This window comes from Psychromonas sp. B3M02 (assembly GCF_003318165.1).
In the GTDB taxonomy this organism is placed as follows: Bacteria; Pseudomonadota; Gammaproteobacteria; order Enterobacterales; family Psychromonadaceae; genus Psychromonas.
Genome location: NZ_QOCB01000115.1, coordinates 24380 through 42730, shown reverse-complemented (window position 1 = coordinate 42730; position 18351 = coordinate 24380). Strand labels below are relative to the sequence as shown.

General features: G+C 37.4%; 19 protein-coding genes. 10 read left to right on the top strand and 9 right to left on the bottom strand.

The window, feature by feature from the left end; all coding sequences use genetic code 11:
* Window positions 1-27: 27 nt before the first annotated feature.
* Window positions 28-909 carry a LysR family transcriptional regulator gene (locus tag DS885_RS12975; RefSeq protein WP_113819848.1) on the bottom strand — a complete coding sequence of 294 codons (882 nt, stop codon included), beginning with the start codon at window positions 907-909 and terminating at the stop codon, window positions 28-30.
* A 131-nt stretch (window positions 910-1040) separates the two neighbouring features.
* Here DS885_RS12975 and DS885_RS12970 point away from each other — a divergent pair, with 131 nt between their 5' ends.
* Entirely contained in the window at window positions 1041-2243 is a 1203-nt protein-coding gene (locus tag DS885_RS12970) for an MFS transporter (RefSeq protein ID WP_113819847.1), read from the top strand.
* 78 nt (window positions 2244-2321) lie between these two features.
* On the opposite strand, the gene DS885_RS12965 is transcribed toward DS885_RS12970, so the two are convergent.
* Window positions 2322-2750: an organic hydroperoxide resistance protein gene (locus DS885_RS12965; protein ID WP_113819846.1), complete on the bottom strand. Its 429-nt coding sequence runs from the start codon at window positions 2748-2750 to the stop codon at window positions 2322-2324.
* A gap of 122 nt (window positions 2751-2872) precedes the next feature.
* Here DS885_RS12965 and DS885_RS12960 point away from each other — a divergent pair, with 122 nt between their 5' ends.
* Window positions 2873-3337 (top strand): MarR family winged helix-turn-helix transcriptional regulator, encoded by a 465-nt coding sequence (locus DS885_RS12960; RefSeq protein WP_113819845.1) that lies wholly within the window; start codon window positions 2873-2875, stop codon window positions 3335-3337.
* Between the two features lie 63 nt (window positions 3338-3400).
* Here DS885_RS12960 and DS885_RS12955 read toward each other — a convergent pair whose 3' ends face one another.
* From DS885_RS12955 to DS885_RS12940, 4 genes are read right to left on the bottom strand one after another with little or no spacing between them, the layout of a single operon-like run.
* Window positions 3401-3730: an antibiotic biosynthesis monooxygenase family protein gene (locus DS885_RS12955; RefSeq protein WP_113819844.1), complete on the bottom strand. Its 330-nt coding sequence runs from the start codon at window positions 3728-3730 to the stop codon at window positions 3401-3403.
* A gap of 12 nt (window positions 3731-3742) precedes the next feature.
* On the bottom strand, window positions 3743-4027 hold the full coding sequence (locus tag DS885_RS12950; RefSeq protein WP_220149699.1) for a SelT/SelW/SelH family protein: 285 nt from the start codon (window positions 4025-4027) through the stop codon (window positions 3743-3745).
* 26 nt (window positions 4028-4053) lie between these two features.
* Window positions 4054-4536: a GNAT family N-acetyltransferase gene (locus DS885_RS12945; protein ID WP_113819873.1), complete on the bottom strand. Its 483-nt coding sequence runs from the start codon at window positions 4534-4536 to the stop codon at window positions 4054-4056.
* Between the two features lies 1 nt (window position 4537).
* The gene (locus DS885_RS12940) at window positions 4538-6133 is read right to left on the bottom strand and encodes a putative bifunctional diguanylate cyclase/phosphodiesterase (RefSeq protein ID WP_113819843.1); all 1596 of its coding nucleotides are present in this window, start codon (window positions 6131-6133) and stop codon (window positions 4538-4540) included.
* Between the two features lie 398 nt (window positions 6134-6531).
* Here DS885_RS12940 and DS885_RS12935 point away from each other — a divergent pair, with 398 nt between their 5' ends.
* Window positions 6532-7845, top strand: coding sequence for a DKNYY domain-containing protein (locus DS885_RS12935; protein WP_113819842.1), 1314 nt, complete (start codon window positions 6532-6534; stop codon window positions 7843-7845).
* Window positions 7846-7907: 62 nt separating this feature from the next.
* Here DS885_RS12935 and nfsA read toward each other — a convergent pair whose 3' ends face one another.
* Window positions 7908-8630 (bottom strand): oxygen-insensitive NADPH nitroreductase, encoded by a 723-nt coding sequence (gene nfsA / locus DS885_RS12930; RefSeq protein WP_113819841.1) that lies wholly within the window; start codon window positions 8628-8630, stop codon window positions 7908-7910.
* A 310-nt stretch (window positions 8631-8940) separates the two neighbouring features.
* Here nfsA and DS885_RS12925 point away from each other — a divergent pair, with 310 nt between their 5' ends.
* Complete coding sequence (locus DS885_RS12925; protein ID WP_113819840.1) at window positions 8941-9843, top strand: HPP family protein; 903 nt, start codon at window positions 8941-8943, stop codon at window positions 9841-9843.
* Window positions 9844-10237: 394 nt separating this feature from the next.
* Here DS885_RS12925 and DS885_RS12920 read toward each other — a convergent pair whose 3' ends face one another.
* Window positions 10238-11161 carry a glutaminase gene (locus DS885_RS12920; RefSeq protein WP_113819839.1) on the bottom strand — a complete coding sequence of 308 codons (924 nt, stop codon included), beginning with the start codon at window positions 11159-11161 and terminating at the stop codon, window positions 10238-10240.
* Window positions 11162-11485: 324 nt separating this feature from the next.
* On the opposite strand from DS885_RS12920, the gene mrcB reads away from it, so the two are divergent.
* From mrcB to DS885_RS12905, 3 genes are all read left to right on the top strand, one after another.
* Entirely contained in the window at window positions 11486-13756 is a 2271-nt protein-coding gene (gene mrcB / locus DS885_RS12915) for a penicillin-binding protein 1B (protein ID WP_113819838.1), read from the top strand.
* Between the two features lie 12 nt (window positions 13757-13768).
* Window positions 13769-14182, top strand: coding sequence for a tetratricopeptide repeat protein (locus tag DS885_RS12910; protein WP_113819837.1), 414 nt, complete (start codon window positions 13769-13771; stop codon window positions 14180-14182).
* A 187-nt stretch (window positions 14183-14369) separates the two neighbouring features.
* Window positions 14370-15332, top strand: a complete 963-nt coding sequence (locus tag DS885_RS12905; RefSeq protein WP_113819836.1) for a 2-hydroxyacid dehydrogenase — start codon at window positions 14370-14372, stop codon at window positions 15330-15332.
* A 317-nt stretch (window positions 15333-15649) separates the two neighbouring features.
* Here the strand turns inward: DS885_RS12905 and DS885_RS12900 are convergent, their stop codons facing one another.
* Window positions 15650-15808: a YqaE/Pmp3 family membrane protein gene (locus tag DS885_RS12900; protein ID WP_113819835.1), complete on the bottom strand. Its 159-nt coding sequence runs from the start codon at window positions 15806-15808 to the stop codon at window positions 15650-15652.
* A 666-nt stretch (window positions 15809-16474) separates the two neighbouring features.
* Between DS885_RS12900 and DS885_RS12895 the strand changes: the two genes are divergently transcribed.
* The 3 genes from DS885_RS12895 (at window position 16475) to DS885_RS12885 (ending at window position 18314) form a co-directional block, all read left to right on the top strand.
* Complete coding sequence (locus DS885_RS12895; RefSeq protein WP_113819834.1) at window positions 16475-17029, top strand: DJ-1/PfpI/YhbO family deglycase/protease; 555 nt, start codon at window positions 16475-16477, stop codon at window positions 17027-17029.
* 34 nt (window positions 17030-17063) lie between these two features.
* The gene (locus tag DS885_RS12890) at window positions 17064-17744 is read left to right on the top strand and encodes an SDR family oxidoreductase (protein ID WP_113819833.1); all 681 of its coding nucleotides are present in this window, start codon (window positions 17064-17066) and stop codon (window positions 17742-17744) included.
* Window positions 17745-17855: 111 nt separating this feature from the next.
* On the top strand, window positions 17856-18314 hold the full coding sequence (locus DS885_RS12885; protein WP_113819832.1) for a hypothetical protein: 459 nt from the start codon (window positions 17856-17858) through the stop codon (window positions 18312-18314).
* Window positions 18315-18351: the final 37 nt, after the last annotated feature.

The following is an 18351-nucleotide window of genomic DNA, read 5'->3' as shown; positions in this document are numbered from 1 at the left end:
AGGTACCTAATCGTAGGTACCTCACTACTATCGCTTATTTTTAACCTCTTCTAAAATAAAATCTCGAAATACCTGATTCGCACGAGAAAGATAACTGTCCTTTCGCCATGCCAAACTAAGGTCAATACAGAAAGGCTCTACAAAAGGACGAGTAATAATTTCATCGTCATCTTGAATCGCCACTTTCCACATCGGAGAGATCGCATAACCTTTACGAATAATCGACTTAATCAAAGGCAGTAGATTACTGGTAAATGCTATCTGAGGGCTGGCTTTCTCTTTCTGACTGATCCTTTCAATTAATGAATGATGGTAATAACCTTTACCAAACAGTATTAATTCATACTTCAGAAACTCAGCATATTCAATTTTATCAAACTTCGCTAAAGGGTGATCGGCAGCCATACATACCACCATCTCCTCTCGCATCAGTTTACCGGTTTCAAATTCAGGTGGTAAATCGTGGTCAGCTACAACACCTAGTTCCAAATCACCTTCTAACAAACGCTTACGGATGTTACGTGTGCCAGTATCGATGATATTCATACCTAATGCAGGATATTGATGTTTAAAGGCCATTAATAAAGGGGGTAAAAAATAGGATCCGAGCATAGGTGGTACACCGATATCTACTTCACCTTGATCTAAGCCTTCAATTGCTTGCATCGCTAACTTCGCATCACTAGCTTGCTGTAGAATCTGTTTAGCATGCTGTAAAAATTTGGCCCCTGCTTCAGTTAACGACACACCACGCTCACGTCTATGCAATAAGGGCATATTCAATTCATTTTCTAGTTTTTTAATACTTGCACTAATCGCCGGTTGTGCCAAAAAAAGGTGACGAGCGGCTGCAGAAATACTTCCCGTTTCCACGATCGCAACAAAGTGTTGTAGTTGTCTAAATTCCACTTTTTTATCCCTATAAATTGATCTAAACACCCATAAATTATATCTATGGATAACATAAAAACAACAGAATTTATTTATTTAAATTAGGCGGTTATTATGCGCGTATCAAACAAGGGGCTTCTGTCAAAAAAATGAAAAAATTCACACATTACAATCGTTTAGTTATCGCTGTTTGTCTATGCTCAGTGGTGACATTTTCTAATATCTACTGGTTACAACCATTACTTCCAACCTTACAGCAGGAATTTAATGTTAGCCTGTTAGCAGCTAACTTAGCGATGTCAGCCCCTTTGTTAGGTATGGGCTTGGGGTTATTAGTCTTTGCCAGCATTTCCGACTCAATTGGACGAGGCCCTATTCTTTTAAAAGGCATGATTGCAGGCTTATCTATTTCATTCATGCTCCCTATGGTAGAAAACTACACGGTATTTTTATCATTACGTTTTATTCAAGGTGCTTTGCTATCAGTATGCCCTGCTGTGGCTATTCCGTTATTAGGAGAAGAGTTAAGAAAAAGCTGGCTACCAACGGCTGTTGGCTTTTATATCGCTTCTAACACCATTGGTGGCATCAGCAGTCGTTTAATTGGTGGCGCATCTGTTGACTTACTAGGCAGCTGGCAGGCAACGGGCTTTGGAATGGCAATTGTCACGGCAATTTTATTTATTGGCGTTTATGTTGCGTTGCCAAAACAACGTCACTTCACCAAACAAAAACTCCAACTAAAACCTAGCTTAAATATGTTTGCTAAACATATACAAACTCCACAGCTTCTTATTATCTACATCATCATTGGTCTTGGTTTTGGCTGTTTTGTTAACCTATTTAGTTACTTAATGAGTGTCTTAGAAGCGGCACCTTATGAATTACCTAGTGCACTACGTAGTTTGATCTTTGTAACCTTCTTAGGTGGCACAATGAGCGCTTCATTGGCAGGTAAATTTGGTAATCGTTATGGGCAGCTTGCAGGTGTTGCAACAGGTATTTTCATTATGTTGGCCGCTAACCTTTTATTAAGTCATCAAAACTTATCAGTCATGACCCTAGGCATGATCTTAATAGCTTTTGGTTTTTTCTTTTGTCATGCACAAGCAAGTACTTTAGTGGGTCGCTCAGTGAAAAAAGGTAAAGGTAGCGCGCAGGCGTTATACAGCTTATTTTATTACAGCGGTGCTAGCTTAGGTGTATTCTTCATCGCGCCTTTTTATGAGCAATGGGGATGGCAAGGTGTATTAGGCAGTACTAGTCTCGCATTAATTATTTGCTTGTTATTATTAGTAGTATATCAGGTGAAATATAACAGCCAAAAAAAACCAGTGGTACATTCTGCATAAAAAAACCGCTGATCGTTAAACGATCAGCGGTTCTTATCTACTATTCGTATTAACACTTAATACGAATGAACACTGTGATTAGATGATCACTAGTTCTTTAGCAATGTTGCCACGTGTTGCATTTGAGTATGGACATACTAAATCAGCTTTTTCTACTAATGTTTCAGCTTGTGCTTTATCCATGTCGCCTAATGAGATAGATAATTTAACAGCGATACCAAAACCACCTTCGATTGGACCGATAGATACTTCAGAGTTGATGTATAAGTCGCTTGGTAATGCGATTTTTTCAGCACCAGCAACGTGCTTAAGAGCACCGATGAAACATGCTGCGTAACCTGCACCAAATAGTTGCTCAGGGTTAGTACCTTGACCGTCATCACCACCTAAGTTTTTAGGAGTAGATAGTTTAACATCTAAACGACCGTCATCAGACTTAGCGATACCTTCACGGCCACCTGTTGCTGTAGCGTTAGCTGTGTAAGCGACTTCTTGTAATACATTCATAATGAACTCCAACGTTGAGATTAATAAAATTTATTTATTTTGCACACAAAATAATAACTAGAATAAATAGCAATTGCAAATACTTTGCATGCAAATTAAAATGTTTGATAAAAGGAGTCGCCATGTCATATGCACAACTACAATTAAAAAACCAATTATGTCACCGTTTGTACATGGCATCGAATAGCATTGCCCGCACTTATCGACCTCTATTAGCCGACATTAACCTGACATACCCTCAGTATGTGGTAATGATGGCACTATGGGAAGAAGATAAAATAACTATTGCCGCTTTGATTGAGAAAACTGCGATTGATGGCAGTGCCTTGACACAAATCTTAAAAAAGATGACAGACAAAGCACTCTTAATGGTGATTAAAGATGAATCAGATAAACGTAAACGTCTTATTCAATTAACTAAACAGGGGCAGTCTCTTAAACAGCAAGCCAGTGATATACCAAATAAAATACAGTGTAAGTTTAATAGTATTGATAGCACACAAGCAGAACAGTTAATGCACTTACTGGACTTAGTGGTACACGATTTAAATAACGAAGAATTGAATATGTTAGATATTGAGGAGTAACCGCTCATTTGATTTAGCATTATAAAGTAACGATAGCCAATACAGTACTAAAAGCTACCGTACTTAACGCTCAAACTCAGCACCATAATCTCGCTCTACTTTGCTGATACGTACCTTAAACTCACTATACCAATGTTGATGCCCCATTTTCTGGGCTACTCTATTCTCAACATTTTCTTTCCACTGTTTGATAGACGCTAAATCAGACCAGTAAGAGATAGTTATCCCAACCTCTTCTCGTGCTGATTCAATCCCTAAAAAACCGGGTTGTTGTAAAGCAAGTTCCACCATACGGTCCGCAGTCGTTGCATAGCCGTTATTGCCTTCAGTGCGTGTTGAGGTGAAAATAACCGCGTAATAAGGTGGTTTGGGTGTATCAGCAATTAATGACATTGTAGTAATAACCTAGCTCTTATTACTTTTACGATCGATACAGCCAAGATCTTTATCAGGTGCAATCACATTTCTCACTAATTGTTTAAGCTCAGTGATTTCAGGGAAACCGCCCATCTCTTTACGTGACCAAATGAGCGTGCCATTTGCATACATTTCAAAAATCCCACCTTCTCCTGGTTGTAAGGCAACCTCATCTAACTCATTTTCGAAGGTACTTAGTAACTCTTGCGCCATCCATGAAGAACGCATTAACCAGCGGCATTTTTTACAATATTTAATTTCTATTTTATTCATCAGCATTAAGGCTCAGTTAGGTAAAGTTAATACGATACTCTACACGTTAAATCTAAAGACATAAATTTACTATTAGGATCTGCCTGGTAATCAGAGAATGGACCACAAAAAGTAAAACCATGTTTTAAATATAAAGCATGGGCAGGTAAAAAATAATCCATTGACCCCGTTTCAAGACTTAACTGGTTAAATTCTTTCAGTTTAGCTTGAGTAATAATATGCTGTAACAAGCGTGAAGCGACACCTCGATGTTTATAATGTTTAGCCGTTCTCATTGATTTTATTTCTGCTTGTTGCTCATTTAACTGCTTAAGCGCTGCACACCCAGCTAAATTTTCGCCATCCCAGATGGTCCAAAATTTCACAGAAGGATCTTTTAACCCTTCCAAATCTAGGGCGTGTAAACTCTCAGGTGGAGAAGTTGCATGCATATCTTGTAGGTGTTCTTGTAACAAGAAAATAATCTCATTGCCTAACAAATCATCTAATTTTATCGAAAACGGCTGCATCTTAATTAAACTCATTAATGGATTTTTTAAAATGGTTTATATTCATTCTTAAATTTTCTATGGGTAAAGGTCGGCTATAATAAAAACCCTGTACATAATCACAATTTAAGCTGATCAAGGCTTGCTCTGTTTCATAATCTTCAACCCCTTCTGCAACCACACTACAATCTAATTGCTCAGCTAAAAAAACAATAGACTTCACGATGGCATAATCCGCTTTTTGAGTAAGCATTCCACTCACAAAGGAGCGATCTATTTTGATCTGATTGATCGATAACTCTCTTAATAAAGAGAACGAGGAGAAACCTGTCCCAAAATCATCAATACTAAATTGAAAACCTTTTTCAGTCAGCGCTAAAATTATCTCTCTTGCGCACTTTATATCCGTCATCATCGCACTTTCAGTGATCTCAAAAACCAGTACATCGGTTATCGTCGTGTCATTTTCATGTAATGAACAAATAAACTCATAAAAGTCGTGACTTTTTAAATCTTGAGCAGATAAATTAATATGCAGCGAACCACTAAAACCCGCTTCATATAAACGGGGTAAATTGTTCAAGGCTTCAAAAATCACCCATTTAGTAAGAGACAAAATAAGTGTACTGCGCTCTGCAATCTTAATGAAGTACTCAGGTGAAAGATAACTACCATCAGGCTGAGGCCATCGAATCAGGGCTTCCAAGCCATGCTCTTCGCCACTTTTTGCGCAAATAACCGGTTGATAAAATAAAAGAAACTCCCCTGCTTCAATAGCAGTTTGAATTTTAGTGGTCATCAATAAGAAGTTACTCTCTTTTTGAATTAATTTATCATGATAAAAAATCAGTGTTTGCTTGGTATTTTTAGCTTCATACATAGCGAGGTCAGCAAACCTTACTAATTCATGCATATCAACGCTATCTTGCGGGTAATGACTAACACCAATACTCAAGCGAACATTAATAAACTGTTCATCAATCTCCACCGGTTGCTTTGCTACTTTGGTAATAATATCAACACATTGTTCTAAACCATTGGCGCTTTGATAGGTGGTCAATACCGCAAACTCATCACCACCGATTCGATATAGTGATGCATAATTACTTATATTTTGTTGTATCCCCCGTGCAGTAGCAATTAATAATTGATCCCCAAAATGATGCCCAAAGGTGTCATTAACTTGTTTAAAGTCATTTAAATCAATAAATAAAACCGAACAAGACGTATCATCTGCCAGCGTTTTAGCCAGGTTTTTAAAAAACATTTTACGGTTAGGTAATCCGGTTAATGCATCATGCTCCGCCTGATAACGCTGTACTTCAACCGCTTTTTCAATACTCAATAAGCTGCCATAACTTAGTTTGATCACCAAAAAAACAAATGCTCCGCCGCCAAACAAGATACAAGCAACAATAGAAACAAGCATTGTGTCTATCGGGAAAGAGACAAAGTAGTAGAGGATACCGACATAACCGATAATAAATAAGATAATGAAATAAAAAAGAAGATACCAAGATGCTAACGATGTTTTTCTACAAATACGCAACGTACTTACTAAACTCGCTAATAAAAAAATAGTTCCAGCAATGATGGTCGCAATAAAAAATTCGCTCAAATAAGCCCCCTCATTTAATATCCATAAAATAATAAGAACAGATAAAAAGTGCTTCGTCTACAAGTATAGTTGAGAGCATGAACTGAACATGATGAATTTAATGAAAAATCCATAAAATATAGCTTAATATAGCATACAAATAAAATATTCATCACTAAAAACACCATTATTGAATATAAACATGTGATACCTGTCCTTGCTTACAGTGATAAAATCGATACCTTTATAGAGTCAAATAGTCACATCAAGCAAAGTAAAGAAAGGAAGGGTTTAATATTTAGATTAGCGTATTAAACAAATTTAGATGAAGTCAAACATAGACAATCACATCTAAAATTTATATAAATATATTATTTTATATACAACTAATAATAATTAATAATAAATGGGGTAGATAAATGAAAATACTTATGTGGATAGGCTTAGTGTTACTTGTGATATTTGTGCTTTATGCATTAATAGTGTCAGTTTTCTCCTATTATGTTAGCAGCCCTCGCACACATAATGCGACGGTATTAAACGCTAATTTAAGTAACCAATATTACCTGCAAGAAGATAAAGTTATCTTTGTGTTAGATGGTAACTTCTTTCAAATTGGAGGGGTTGATATAGAAGGTGCTGACCCTAATAGCTTTGAGGTTATCGACCAATCATACGCAAAAGATAGCAACCGCCTCTATTACAACGGCAAACCGATTAGTGATGTCACGCCAGATTCTATCGTCAATGTCACCTCGACCTTTGGTAAAAATGCGAAGAACTCAGGTTACCTCATTAGCAATGGGAAAGTATTTTGTTACGGAGAAGTTATCCAAAGAGCTGATACAGACACATTTAGCTTCCTAGTTGGATTATATGCTATGGATAAAAACTACCTTTATTATGATACTAATATCAAAATTCCGCGTGAAGTTGAACCAACTTTAGTCGACCATACAAACTTTCAGTATTTGAAACACGGCGACCAAATATTTTATCAAGGTGAGCTAATCAGTGTGCTGGGTAGTCAATTTGAGATTATTGATGACCAATACTCAAAGGATGCAGTTCATGTTTATTCACACGGTGAAATAATAAAAGTAATGACACCAGAAGGCTTTACTGTTATCTCGCCTTATTACCGAAAAGATAAAAACCAAGCATATTATTTCAACAACCCTATTCCAGAAAGTGACCCAAACACATTCAAAGTGTTAAATGATACGATTGCAAAGGATCAGCACCACCTCTATTACAATGGTTATATCGTAGACAATAAAACTGCAGCAGAGGTTAATCGATCAGAAGCGAATGAGTTAGCTAAAAGGTGGAAGTGGAGAGAGCTACATTTATCGCCAACAACGGTTATTGTTGTGCCAAGTGATAAGGTTGAAGATATTGCCTACGAATACTTTGCTTACAATAACGACGTCTACTCAAGAACCCAAAAATTAGAGGGTGTCACCGCCGATCAAGTGATTGTTCTGGATCGAGACAGCAAAGAGTTTACAAGAATTGGCGATCAAGTTTTTTATTTTGGAAGCCCTATTGAAGGTGTAGATGCCAACACCTTTGAACTCATTGCAGATCGTTTTTCACAAGATGCAGAGCATATTTATTGGGGGGAGCATAAGGTAATAGACGCCAACCCCTCAAACTTTGAATATGATGAAAGGTTATTTGCAGATGAAAATGAAGCCGGAGAGTTTGTTTTAAAAACAGTAGAATACTAACCTAATACTAGCAATAACTGACTCGCGTGATTATTTACTTATCACGCGAGTATGGCTAATCATTAACGCTTCGTTAGCCCTTTTTTATTTAAGTATGGCAGGATATGTGGGCGAGATTCTTTAGATAACTGCCCTGTTACTTGCTCTGACCAAGTGCTTTGTTTTTGGTTACTGCTACGACTTGCATAGTAGTCATGAATCACTTGATCGTAACCTTTAATATCGTCCATATTAAGCGGCTGATATTGATTTTCATGCATAATCACATTAGCAGGCAAACGTGGCTTAACTTCAGGATCTTGGGCAGGATAACCTAAACACATCCCAAATAATACTGATGTATTCTGTGGCAATTCTAGCAATTCATCCACCAGCTCAATTTTGTTACGTAACCCGCCAATATAAACACCACCTAACCCCATTGATTCAGCTGCTAACAAACAATTTTGCGCCATAATGCCACTATCAACAGCGCCAATCAGTGTCAGCTCTGTAAAGTCCGCTTGTACCTCAGGGTTAATGCTCGCATGACGTTGGTAATCAATACAAAAAACTAAAAATTCCGTCGCCTTTTCAACATACACTTGATTACCTGCGTATTCAGCTAACAACTTACGTTTACTTTTATCTGTCACTCTAATGATAGACACAACCTGCAGCATACTTGAAGAAGAAGCCGCTAATCCAGCTTGAATAATCGTATCCAGTTGTGATTTCTCTATAGGCTGATCAGTATATTGGCGAATCGAACGGTGACTTAACATAGTCTCAATCGTTTTGTTCATAAAATCAGTAATCCTTATCATTATAATTGTCGTTGTAAGGTGCAGCCCTATATTAATGATATTTGTGAATAGTTTGAAATAAAGGTAACAGAAATAACACGCCTAACGAAGTTTATCCAAGCGTATACCTCAAATGTTCACCATTGAATCCTATTAACATATATACCCATCAAATTTAACATACCTTATTCAAATAGTTTACTTTGATTTAAAGACTTCACCCTATATCCTCCATCGTCTTGTGGGAGGTTTGGATTAATAGTATCCAGCTGCAAATCATAATAAAAATAAATAACATAAGTGATAACAAATGATTCAGGCAATTATTCGATTTTTAGGAATTCAAAGTAGCGTCGTTAACTCAGAAAAAACCGTCGCAACAATAGGTGGCATGTTAGCTATATTTTGTTGTTTTTATGCAACCGTCTACTTTACAGGGGATGCGGGTTCAGTGGCTATCTTGCCTTCGATGGGCGCTTCCGCAGTATTGCTTTTTGCAGTTCCTCACGGTCAGCTATCGACGCCTTGGGCTTTTTTAGGAGGTAATATTTTTTCCGCTATTGTTGGTGTAACTTGTGCAACCTTGATAGAGCCTATGTTGATCGCAGCACCAGTTGCCGTAGCATTATCTATTTTAGTCATGCACTTAACGAGAAGTTTACACCCACCAGGTGGAGCAACAGCATTAGCAGCAGTAATCGGTGGACCAACTATCCATGGACTTGGTTATTGGTATGTGATCACACCAACGCTAATCAATTGCAGCATATTATTCTTAATCGCGATGATTTTTAATAACCTATTTCATTGGAGGCGCTATCCACAAAGTTTTATGCACTACCAAAGCGCTGGCTATCACCCCGATACAAGACGCATTAAGATGCAACATATTCATCAAGCCATAAAACGCTCAGATTTAGTGATTGATGCCAGTGACGAACAAATAAAACGCGTGGTTGATTTAGCTGATGCAATTTACCACGAAGAATTGATTAAACAGTTTGTATTGGAACTTGGTGCTTACTATACCAATAGCAAACCCGGGAGGCAGTGGTCTGTGCGCCAAATAATCGACCAGCGAGAGCATCAAGATCCATCTCGTTATCTAGTCATATATCGTATTGCAGATGGTGACAGAAAAGGGACAACTGATAGTTGTACATTACAAGAGTTTGCAGAGTGGGCAAATGAAAAAATGCGCCCAAAAGGTTGACTAACAAGGCAGTAGAAAGCTTGAATATCATGTAAAAAGGTCATCGTTAAATTGATGACCTTTCATCTAATATCTATCTACCTAAAAATCCAACTTTGGCATTTTTAGCAACTTTTACTGCTCTTTTTTCTTTGGCTGTTAAAAGCGGTTTTTTCTTGCCGTCTTTTTTACTGTCTTGGCCTTTACTCACGATGCTTTCCTTTCATTAAGATAAACAACTACTAACCCTTTGACGTACGTTATACGAGGCATTGAGCACTCTGCTAACGGCGAGATTATGTTCCTAACAATTAAAAATAGATAGCAATATTTCTCATAAATTTAAAAATAATTTAGCCCAAATTTAACAGATTAATTTAGGTTAAATCCAAAGTCTAAAACGGCACGATAAAGACTAGAAAATGGAGTCTTCCATTTTAGTGGTTAACAATTCCAACACCTTCATTCCCATATATGAATTCCCTTTTTTATTTAATCGAGGACTCCATACCGCTACAGCATATTTTCCCGGATGTAATGCAACAATGCCGCCACCGACACCACTTTTACCAGGTAACCCAACTTTAAAAGCAAACTCCCCTGCTTCATCATAAAACCCGCATAACTGCATCACCGCATTGATACGCTTAGCCTGACTTGGATTGACAATCATCTCTCCCGTTGTCAGGTCAACACCACCACTCACTAAAAACATAAATGAATGTGCTAATTCACAGCAATTCATTTCAATCGAACAAAGATAAAAATACAGATCTAAGACTTCATCCACATCATTGTGAATATTTCCAAAATCACGCATTAAATAGATCAGCGCTTTATTTCTATCACTAGTGAGCTTCTCAGATTCAGCTACTTTTTCGTTATATTGTAAGCTTTGGTTATTGGCTATTTTTCTTACAAAATTTAATAGATCAGCTTTAGGGTCATCCAGATAAGACATCAAGACATCACAAATAACAATGGCCCCAGCGTTAATGAATGGATTACGAGGAATACCATTCTCAACTTCTAATTGTATTAAAGAGTTAAACGCCGTACCCGATGGCTCCACACCAACACGTGACCACAACTCACCACCAAGAATACGCATCGCTAAGGTAAGCGAAAATACTTTAGAGATACTCTGAATCGAGAAGCGCTCTTGGCTATCACCTTGATAAAAATTACCTTTATCAATATGTACTAGATGAATCCCTAATTTATCAGGTTCAATCTTCGCCAGCTCAGGAATATAAGAAGCCGCAACCCCTTTATTTTCCAAAGGTTGCAGTTCAATAAAAATATCGTTAAATACCGTTTTAAAGTTAATATCTTTCATAAAGAGTTTAGGACAGCCATATATTGAGAATAGAAATATAAAGGTAAATGATAACCGAAAATATTAACGAAGCACTCCCTTTATATTCAAAAATAAAAAAATTAAAGCTGATTAGATGGTTAGTAGTAAATGCAGGCATGTTTAATATTAAGGCAAGATAGTTAAGGACATATATGGTCAAGATTTACAAGATTTAAAATGCTCGTGAACTTTCTTATCTAGCTAGCTGTCCTAGACCTTTACTTCAATGAAAAATCGCAATTCACCTTCTCTGTAAGTGACCATGCGACTACTTTTTATTTCTCGTTCTCATAAGGTCTTACATTGGTTGATAAACACGCGAAAACTCGTCAAAAATTGAATAAAAAATGGGCTATATTAATAATATTAGTCATCATCGCCAGCGGTATCCTCCTCTACTTAGACTCCCTCGTTAATTCAACGTTTAAAGATAAACAGTGGTCAGTTGCATCTACCGTTTATGCTCGACCTCTAGAGATATATGAAGGCTTACCACTCAAGTTGACAGACCTTCGTGAAGAGATGACCATGCTTGGTTATCGTTTTGTTCAAGACGTTAAGAAACCAGGTCAGGCATTGTTCAATGGCAACAAGGTCACAATATTTATCCCTAAATTTCAGTTTAGTGATGAGTTAGCGCCAGCACAAAAAATCAACATCACCTTAAATAATGGCTTTGTATCAAAACTAGAAAGCGAAGAAAATAAAGCGTTAGTACGTTTACAGCCCTTGGTGATCGGTGGCATCTACCCTTCACACAATGAAGATAGAATCTTAGTACAACTGGCAGATGTTCCTGATTCTTTACAAGGAATGTTAGTGGCAGTTGAAGATAAAGACTTTTATGACCATCACGGGATTTCACCGCGTGGTATTGCACGAGCAATGGTGACCAATATTAAAAATGGTGGATTCTCACAAGGTGCATCAACACTAACGCAACAATTGATTAAAAACTATTACCTCACACCAGAGCGCACATTAATTCGTAAAGCACAAGAAGCGCTGATGGCGTTATTATTGGAGTTTCATGCTAGCAAAGCCGATATTTTAGAAGGATACATGAATGAAATATACCTTGGTCAAGATGGTCCGCGTGCCATTCATGGCTTTGGTTTAGCCAGTCAGTATTACTTCAAAAAAGATCTAAAGGATTTATCTCTTTCACAACAAGCCCTGTTAGTGGCATTAGTACGTGGCGCAAGTTTTTACAACCCATGGCGTAACCCTGAACGCGCATTAAAACGCCGTAATTTGGTGTTAGATATTGCCGTAAGAGAGGATCGCCTCGATCAAGATGCAGCTGAATTAGCTAAGCAAGCGCCACTAGAAGTTGGTGAACGAAGTGCCAGTGGCCATAAACGTTACCCAGCTTATTTAGACCTAGTGCGTAGACAATTACAGAATGATTATAAAGCAGAAGATTTAAGCTCAAATGGTTTGTCTATTTTCACCCACTTTAACCCGCTAATTCAAGAAACCGCTGAAGCTAGCTTAGTTAAAGCAATGGAGAAACAAAAACAGTCAGATCCTGATCATAAGTTACAGGGAGCCGTGATTGTTACACAACCAAATACAGGTGCAGTTACTTCAATCGTAGGCGGCACCGACACTCAATATGCAGGGTTTAACCGCGCTATAGATGCGCGTCGACAAATCGGCTCATTAATGAAACCCGCAGTATATTTAACCGCATTACAAAAAAGTGAAGAATATACTTTAGCTACCCTGATCAGTGATGATGCCTACGAACAGAAATTACCTAACGGCACCAGTTGGACACCTAAAAATTATGACTTAAAAGATCATGGTGATGTGCTTTTATATAAAGCATTAGCACATTCATACAACCAAGCAACGGCTCGTTTAGGTAATGACTTAGGCTTAGATAATATATTATCAACCATCAAACAACTCGGCGTTGATAGTGATATTCCCGCTGTCCCCGCTATTACATTAGGAGCCGCAGAATTAAGCCCGCTTGATGTGGCTAAAATGTATCAAACCATCTCATCCGGTGGATTTTACACACCGTTATTAGCAATCAGCTCAGTTGTGGATGCACACGGAGAATTACTCACTAGCTACCCTATTGATATTGAAAAACGATTCAATTCCAGTTCTATTTATACCTTACGCCACGCATTACAGGCTGTTACGCACGAAGGCTCAGCTAAAGCGTTAGAGTGGTTATTACCAGACTTTGCTGTTGCAGGAAAAACAGGCACAACAAATGATTTACGAGACAGCTGGTTTGCAGGGTTTTCAGAAGATATGCAAGCAGTCGTCTGGCTTGGCCGTGATGATAACAAATCAACAGGGTTAACAGGCTCAAGTGGTGCGCTACGTGTTTGGGCAGATATTTTCAAAGCACGCGCTTATCAACCTCTACAAAATACGCCACCCCAAAATATCACCCTAAGTTGGGTTGATAGCGAAACAGGTGTTGGCAGAGAAGATAATTGTAATAACGCAATTCAATTACCATTTATAAGTGGCAGTGAACCAACACAAGAGAAACGTTGCGGAGCAACGGATAAAGTCATCGACTGGTTCCGTAATTTAACCGATTAAAGGGAGAAAATAATGAAGCATCACAAAATTGCTATTGTTTGTTTATCTAGTTTTTTATGGGCCTGTAGCACCAAACCGACTGTCACCGCACCGGTAACAGACCCGATAACACCCAACTCAAGCAGCACGACCACAGACAGTAATGATAATAACGTTAAGCGACGCTCCGCATTAAACTCATTATTAAACCTTGCAGAGCAACAAGAAAGTCAAGGGAACTTACAGGGAGCAACACGAACCTTAGAGCGAGCAATCAGAATCTCTCCACGTAACCCTGAAATCTATTTACAATTAGCTGAATTAAACTACCGCCAAGGCAGAAATTCTCAAGCAGAGTCATTCGCTGAAAAAGCACTCAGCTTTAATCCGAATGATACAATCACAGAGAAAGCAGAATTATTATTGAAAAACCTTGAGACTAAATAGAGATATAACCTTGTTAACAGTAAGTTATTTCTAAGTAAGTCTTGTTTTTGGAGAGTGAATCAACCAATAAAGTTTATGGGTGCCCAAGATCTACTTTCCATGATCTATTTATATCATTTTTAGCCATGAATAATTAATTTAACACTTTAGTCTGCCTCCCTATCAAAACGGTTTAAAAGGAAAAATGATGAAAGATAAAGTTGTGTTATATAAAAAAATCCCAGAACAACAGCAGTTATTATTAAGCCAAATGTTTAACCTTATCTGTTTTGATAAAATTGATGAAAGTAATTTACAAGAATTTATCCATGAAATTAAAGATGCCATTGGCTTAATTGGCTCTGGCGTTAAATTACCTCAAGAAATTTTACAGCACGCTCTGAATTTAAAAGTAATATCAACCATCTCAGTTGGCTATGATCACTTTGATCTTGAGTACCTGAAATCACGCAACATTGCATTAATGCACACTCCCGATGTCTTAACTGATACTACTGCTGACACTATTTTTACTTTAATCATGTGCTCAGCAAGACGAACCACTGAGTTAAATAACTTCGTGACATCCGGCAAATGGTCTAATAACTTAAAAGATGATTATTTTGGTGTCGATATTCATGGTAAAAAACTCGGCATATTAGGTATGGGGCGCATAGGTTATGCCGTTGCTAAACGAGCGAATTTGGGGTTTGACATGCCAATAAATTACTATAACCGCAGTGTAAACTCAAAAGCAGAAAAAAACTTCAACGCACAAAAAATGGAGCTTGACGAATTATTAGTTGATTCAGATTTTGTTTGCTCAATATTACCCGCTAATCAACAAACAGACCTACTCATTGGCCAAAGAGAGCTTGAATTAATGAAAAGTTCAGCCATTTTCATTAATGGTGGACGAGGAAATGTAGTTGACCAAGATGCACTCGCCATCGCATTAAAAAATCAAACAATAAGAGCCGCAGGTTTGGATGTTTACCAAGTCGAGCCACTTCCACAAAGCTCTCCTTTAATGGAGTTAAAAAATGTAACACTCTTCCCCCATATTGGCTCTGCAACCTCAGAAACAAGAGTTGCAATGATTACATGTGCAATAGAAAACCTCAAAGCAGCTTACATTGGAGATTTAACAAAAAATTGTGTTATTAGTTGAATAAAAAAGTAGGCCACACCACTATTTTAAATAACGAAACTAACTATTTTCGGTACTTTCTACGATAAGTTATTGGTAAGGAAATATTGTTTTGAGGGAGTTAAGTAAACAATAAAGTTTATGGGTGTCCTCTCTCAACCTACTCTCTCAACCCTTTGCCTCTTCACCCTCTCTGCCTAAGCGCAGTTGAACCAAACTCTTAACACCAACTTATCTAAGTACATATGCATTCCCATGCACAGCATGGGAACGAGCTAAGTTTCGGTGTCCACCTACTGACCATCCCAACCGGTAAGTATTAAACCGAATCTATTTTGTTACTTTCTTGCGATAACCCAAATCGCATGGATAATCCCCGGGATATAACCGAAAAGCGTCAAAATGATATTCAAGACTAATGTCCATGAGAATCCGACTTGTAAAAAAACACCTAGTGGTGGCAATAAAACAGCAAAAATGATTCTAATGATATCCATTGGTTAATCCTTAAATGTAAATGAGTCTTTGGAAAGGGCTAAGCGATGATTTCAACAACCTAGTACCCACTTTCCACGGTTAACATATTCGTGTAACAGTAAACATTAGAGCAAATAACATGCCATGGGTTTACAGTTCAAAAATAGGCAGTGTTTTTTATGGAGGCAGATACAAAGTATTGCATCAGGAAATAGGTTGAGTTAACAGATTGAAACAGACAACTTTCATCTATAATAGAGATGAATCTGGAGCAAGTGTTTATAAGGCTTTTAACTCTATATCAATATGATTCAAAGCTAACATTCCCCCCTTAAAAAATTAATACTCTTATGCGTATTTATCGCACTATTTAAAAAAATAATAAGGGTATTTATTTACTGAAATACAAACATTTCAAGATTGGTAAAAGTAACCACACCATGAAAATATTACATTTATAAATAAAAATATTACATCATTCATTTCAATGTATTCATTACTCTGCAACGCCTATAAATACTCCAAACAACTGTTTTAATTGATATATACCATTTTTCTACAACATGGTATTGCTATTGCAATGTCAAAAGCTATTGCAATGTCAAAAGTAACTAAACAACCAGAATAGACGCTACACACATCAAGCACTAGCGATTACTCATTAATCTCTTTGAATGGGAGGCAGAATGAATAACAACAATTCACTTAAAAATAAAAAAATAGCAATGATTGCAACCGATGGTTTTGAGCAAAGCGAATTACTTCAACCCAAACAAAGTTTAGCGGCACTGGGTGCAGAAGTAGATGTTGTATCAATCGATAACAATCAAGAAATTTGTGGATGGGATGTCAATAAATGGGGCGATAAAATTAACGTCGATAAACAAGTTGGCGATATAACCCTTTCAGATTATGACGGTATTACTTTCCCTGGTGGTCAAATCAATCCAGACATATTACGCGCCAATCAACAGGTCGTGTCGTTGACTCAAAAAGCAACAAAAGAAGACAACATAAAAGTTATCGCTGCTATTTGCCATGGTCCTTGGTTATTAGCAGAAGCTGACATTGTAAATAATAGAAAGGTCACCTCTTTTCCAAGTATCAGAACAGACTTAAAAAATGCGGGGGCACTCTGGGAAAATAAAAAAGTAGTCGTAGATGGAAAATTAATCACTAGCCGTAACCCCGATGACATTCCTGCTTTTGTCGACGCGATTGCATACCAATTGACACATTAAATTGCTTACGTGAAAGATAAATAGAGGATCAAACATGAATAATCAAAAAATAATAGTCGTAACAGGCGCTTCAAGTGGCATAGGCGCAGCGACGGTAGATAAAGTGCTCGAAGCTGGACACAAAGCAGTAGTCACCGCAAGAAGCACAGAAAAACTTAACAAAATAGTACAACGTTGGGGTGAAGATAAAGTATTAGCTGTCACCGCAGATGTCACAAACTTGGATGCAATAAGTAACGTCATCAAAAAAGCTAACCAGAAGTTTGGCAGAGTAGACGTTGTATTTGCCAATGCTGGCATGGGTGCCAGTACACCTGGTATTGAACATGGCGATCCAGATCAATGGAAAACCATGCTAGATGTCAATATAAACGCTTTACTGTATACCGCTAAAGCAAGCCTTCCTGCACTAAAAAAAACGCAAGGACACTTCATCGTCACTAGCTCCATAGCAGGAAAAATTTCACTTAAAGGTTCAGTGTACGGTGCTTCAAAATGGTTTGCTTATGGTTTTGCGCAAAACTTAGCTATTGAGATGGCAGAATGGAAAGGTCGTTGCACCACCATCTGTCCAGGCATGGTCAACACCCCTTTCTTTGATGAAGCTAAGCCCGACAAATTAGATCCAACAGATGTTGCAGAAGCAGTTGTTTATGCCATTTCTGCCACTCCACGTTGTGATGTTAGAGAAATAACACTCATGCCAACAAACTAATTTACATTACTGATTTATATGACTTATTGCATAGCTAGACCTATTTAACTCTCTCAATAGGCCTATCAATCAACATTAAAAAGTAAGTAAAAATTTAAAGGAAGCCACTTAATGAATAACTTTAATAACGTGCACGACTTCTTAAAACAAAATCAAAAATTGCACTCACGTATTGCAGAATTTTATCGTTCATTATCAATGGAAGCTGAAAGTCAACGAACCAAATTATTATTGGATATTCTGATAAAACACGAACTTGAATTACTCGATTTTGTCAGCGCCTACCTTGATAAAGCATCGAATAAAACTCAAGAAGCATTTATTCAATTTGATCCTGAGCAAAATATTGATTCTTTATTTTCAACTGATTTTAACCACGCACAAGTCACAAGCGAACAGGTTGAAGCATTAGCTGGACGATTTAACCAATATTTATCAGATATTTACCAAGGCATTGCTAAATCAAATGAATCCCAAGAAGTAGAAAAAGTATTTGATAACCTTCATCAACATACTGAACAAAAAAAGAAACAACTCTCCATCGAGATCAATGAAATGCATGATATTTAATAAATACTTACTGACAAAAAAAGATCAGTATTTGGCA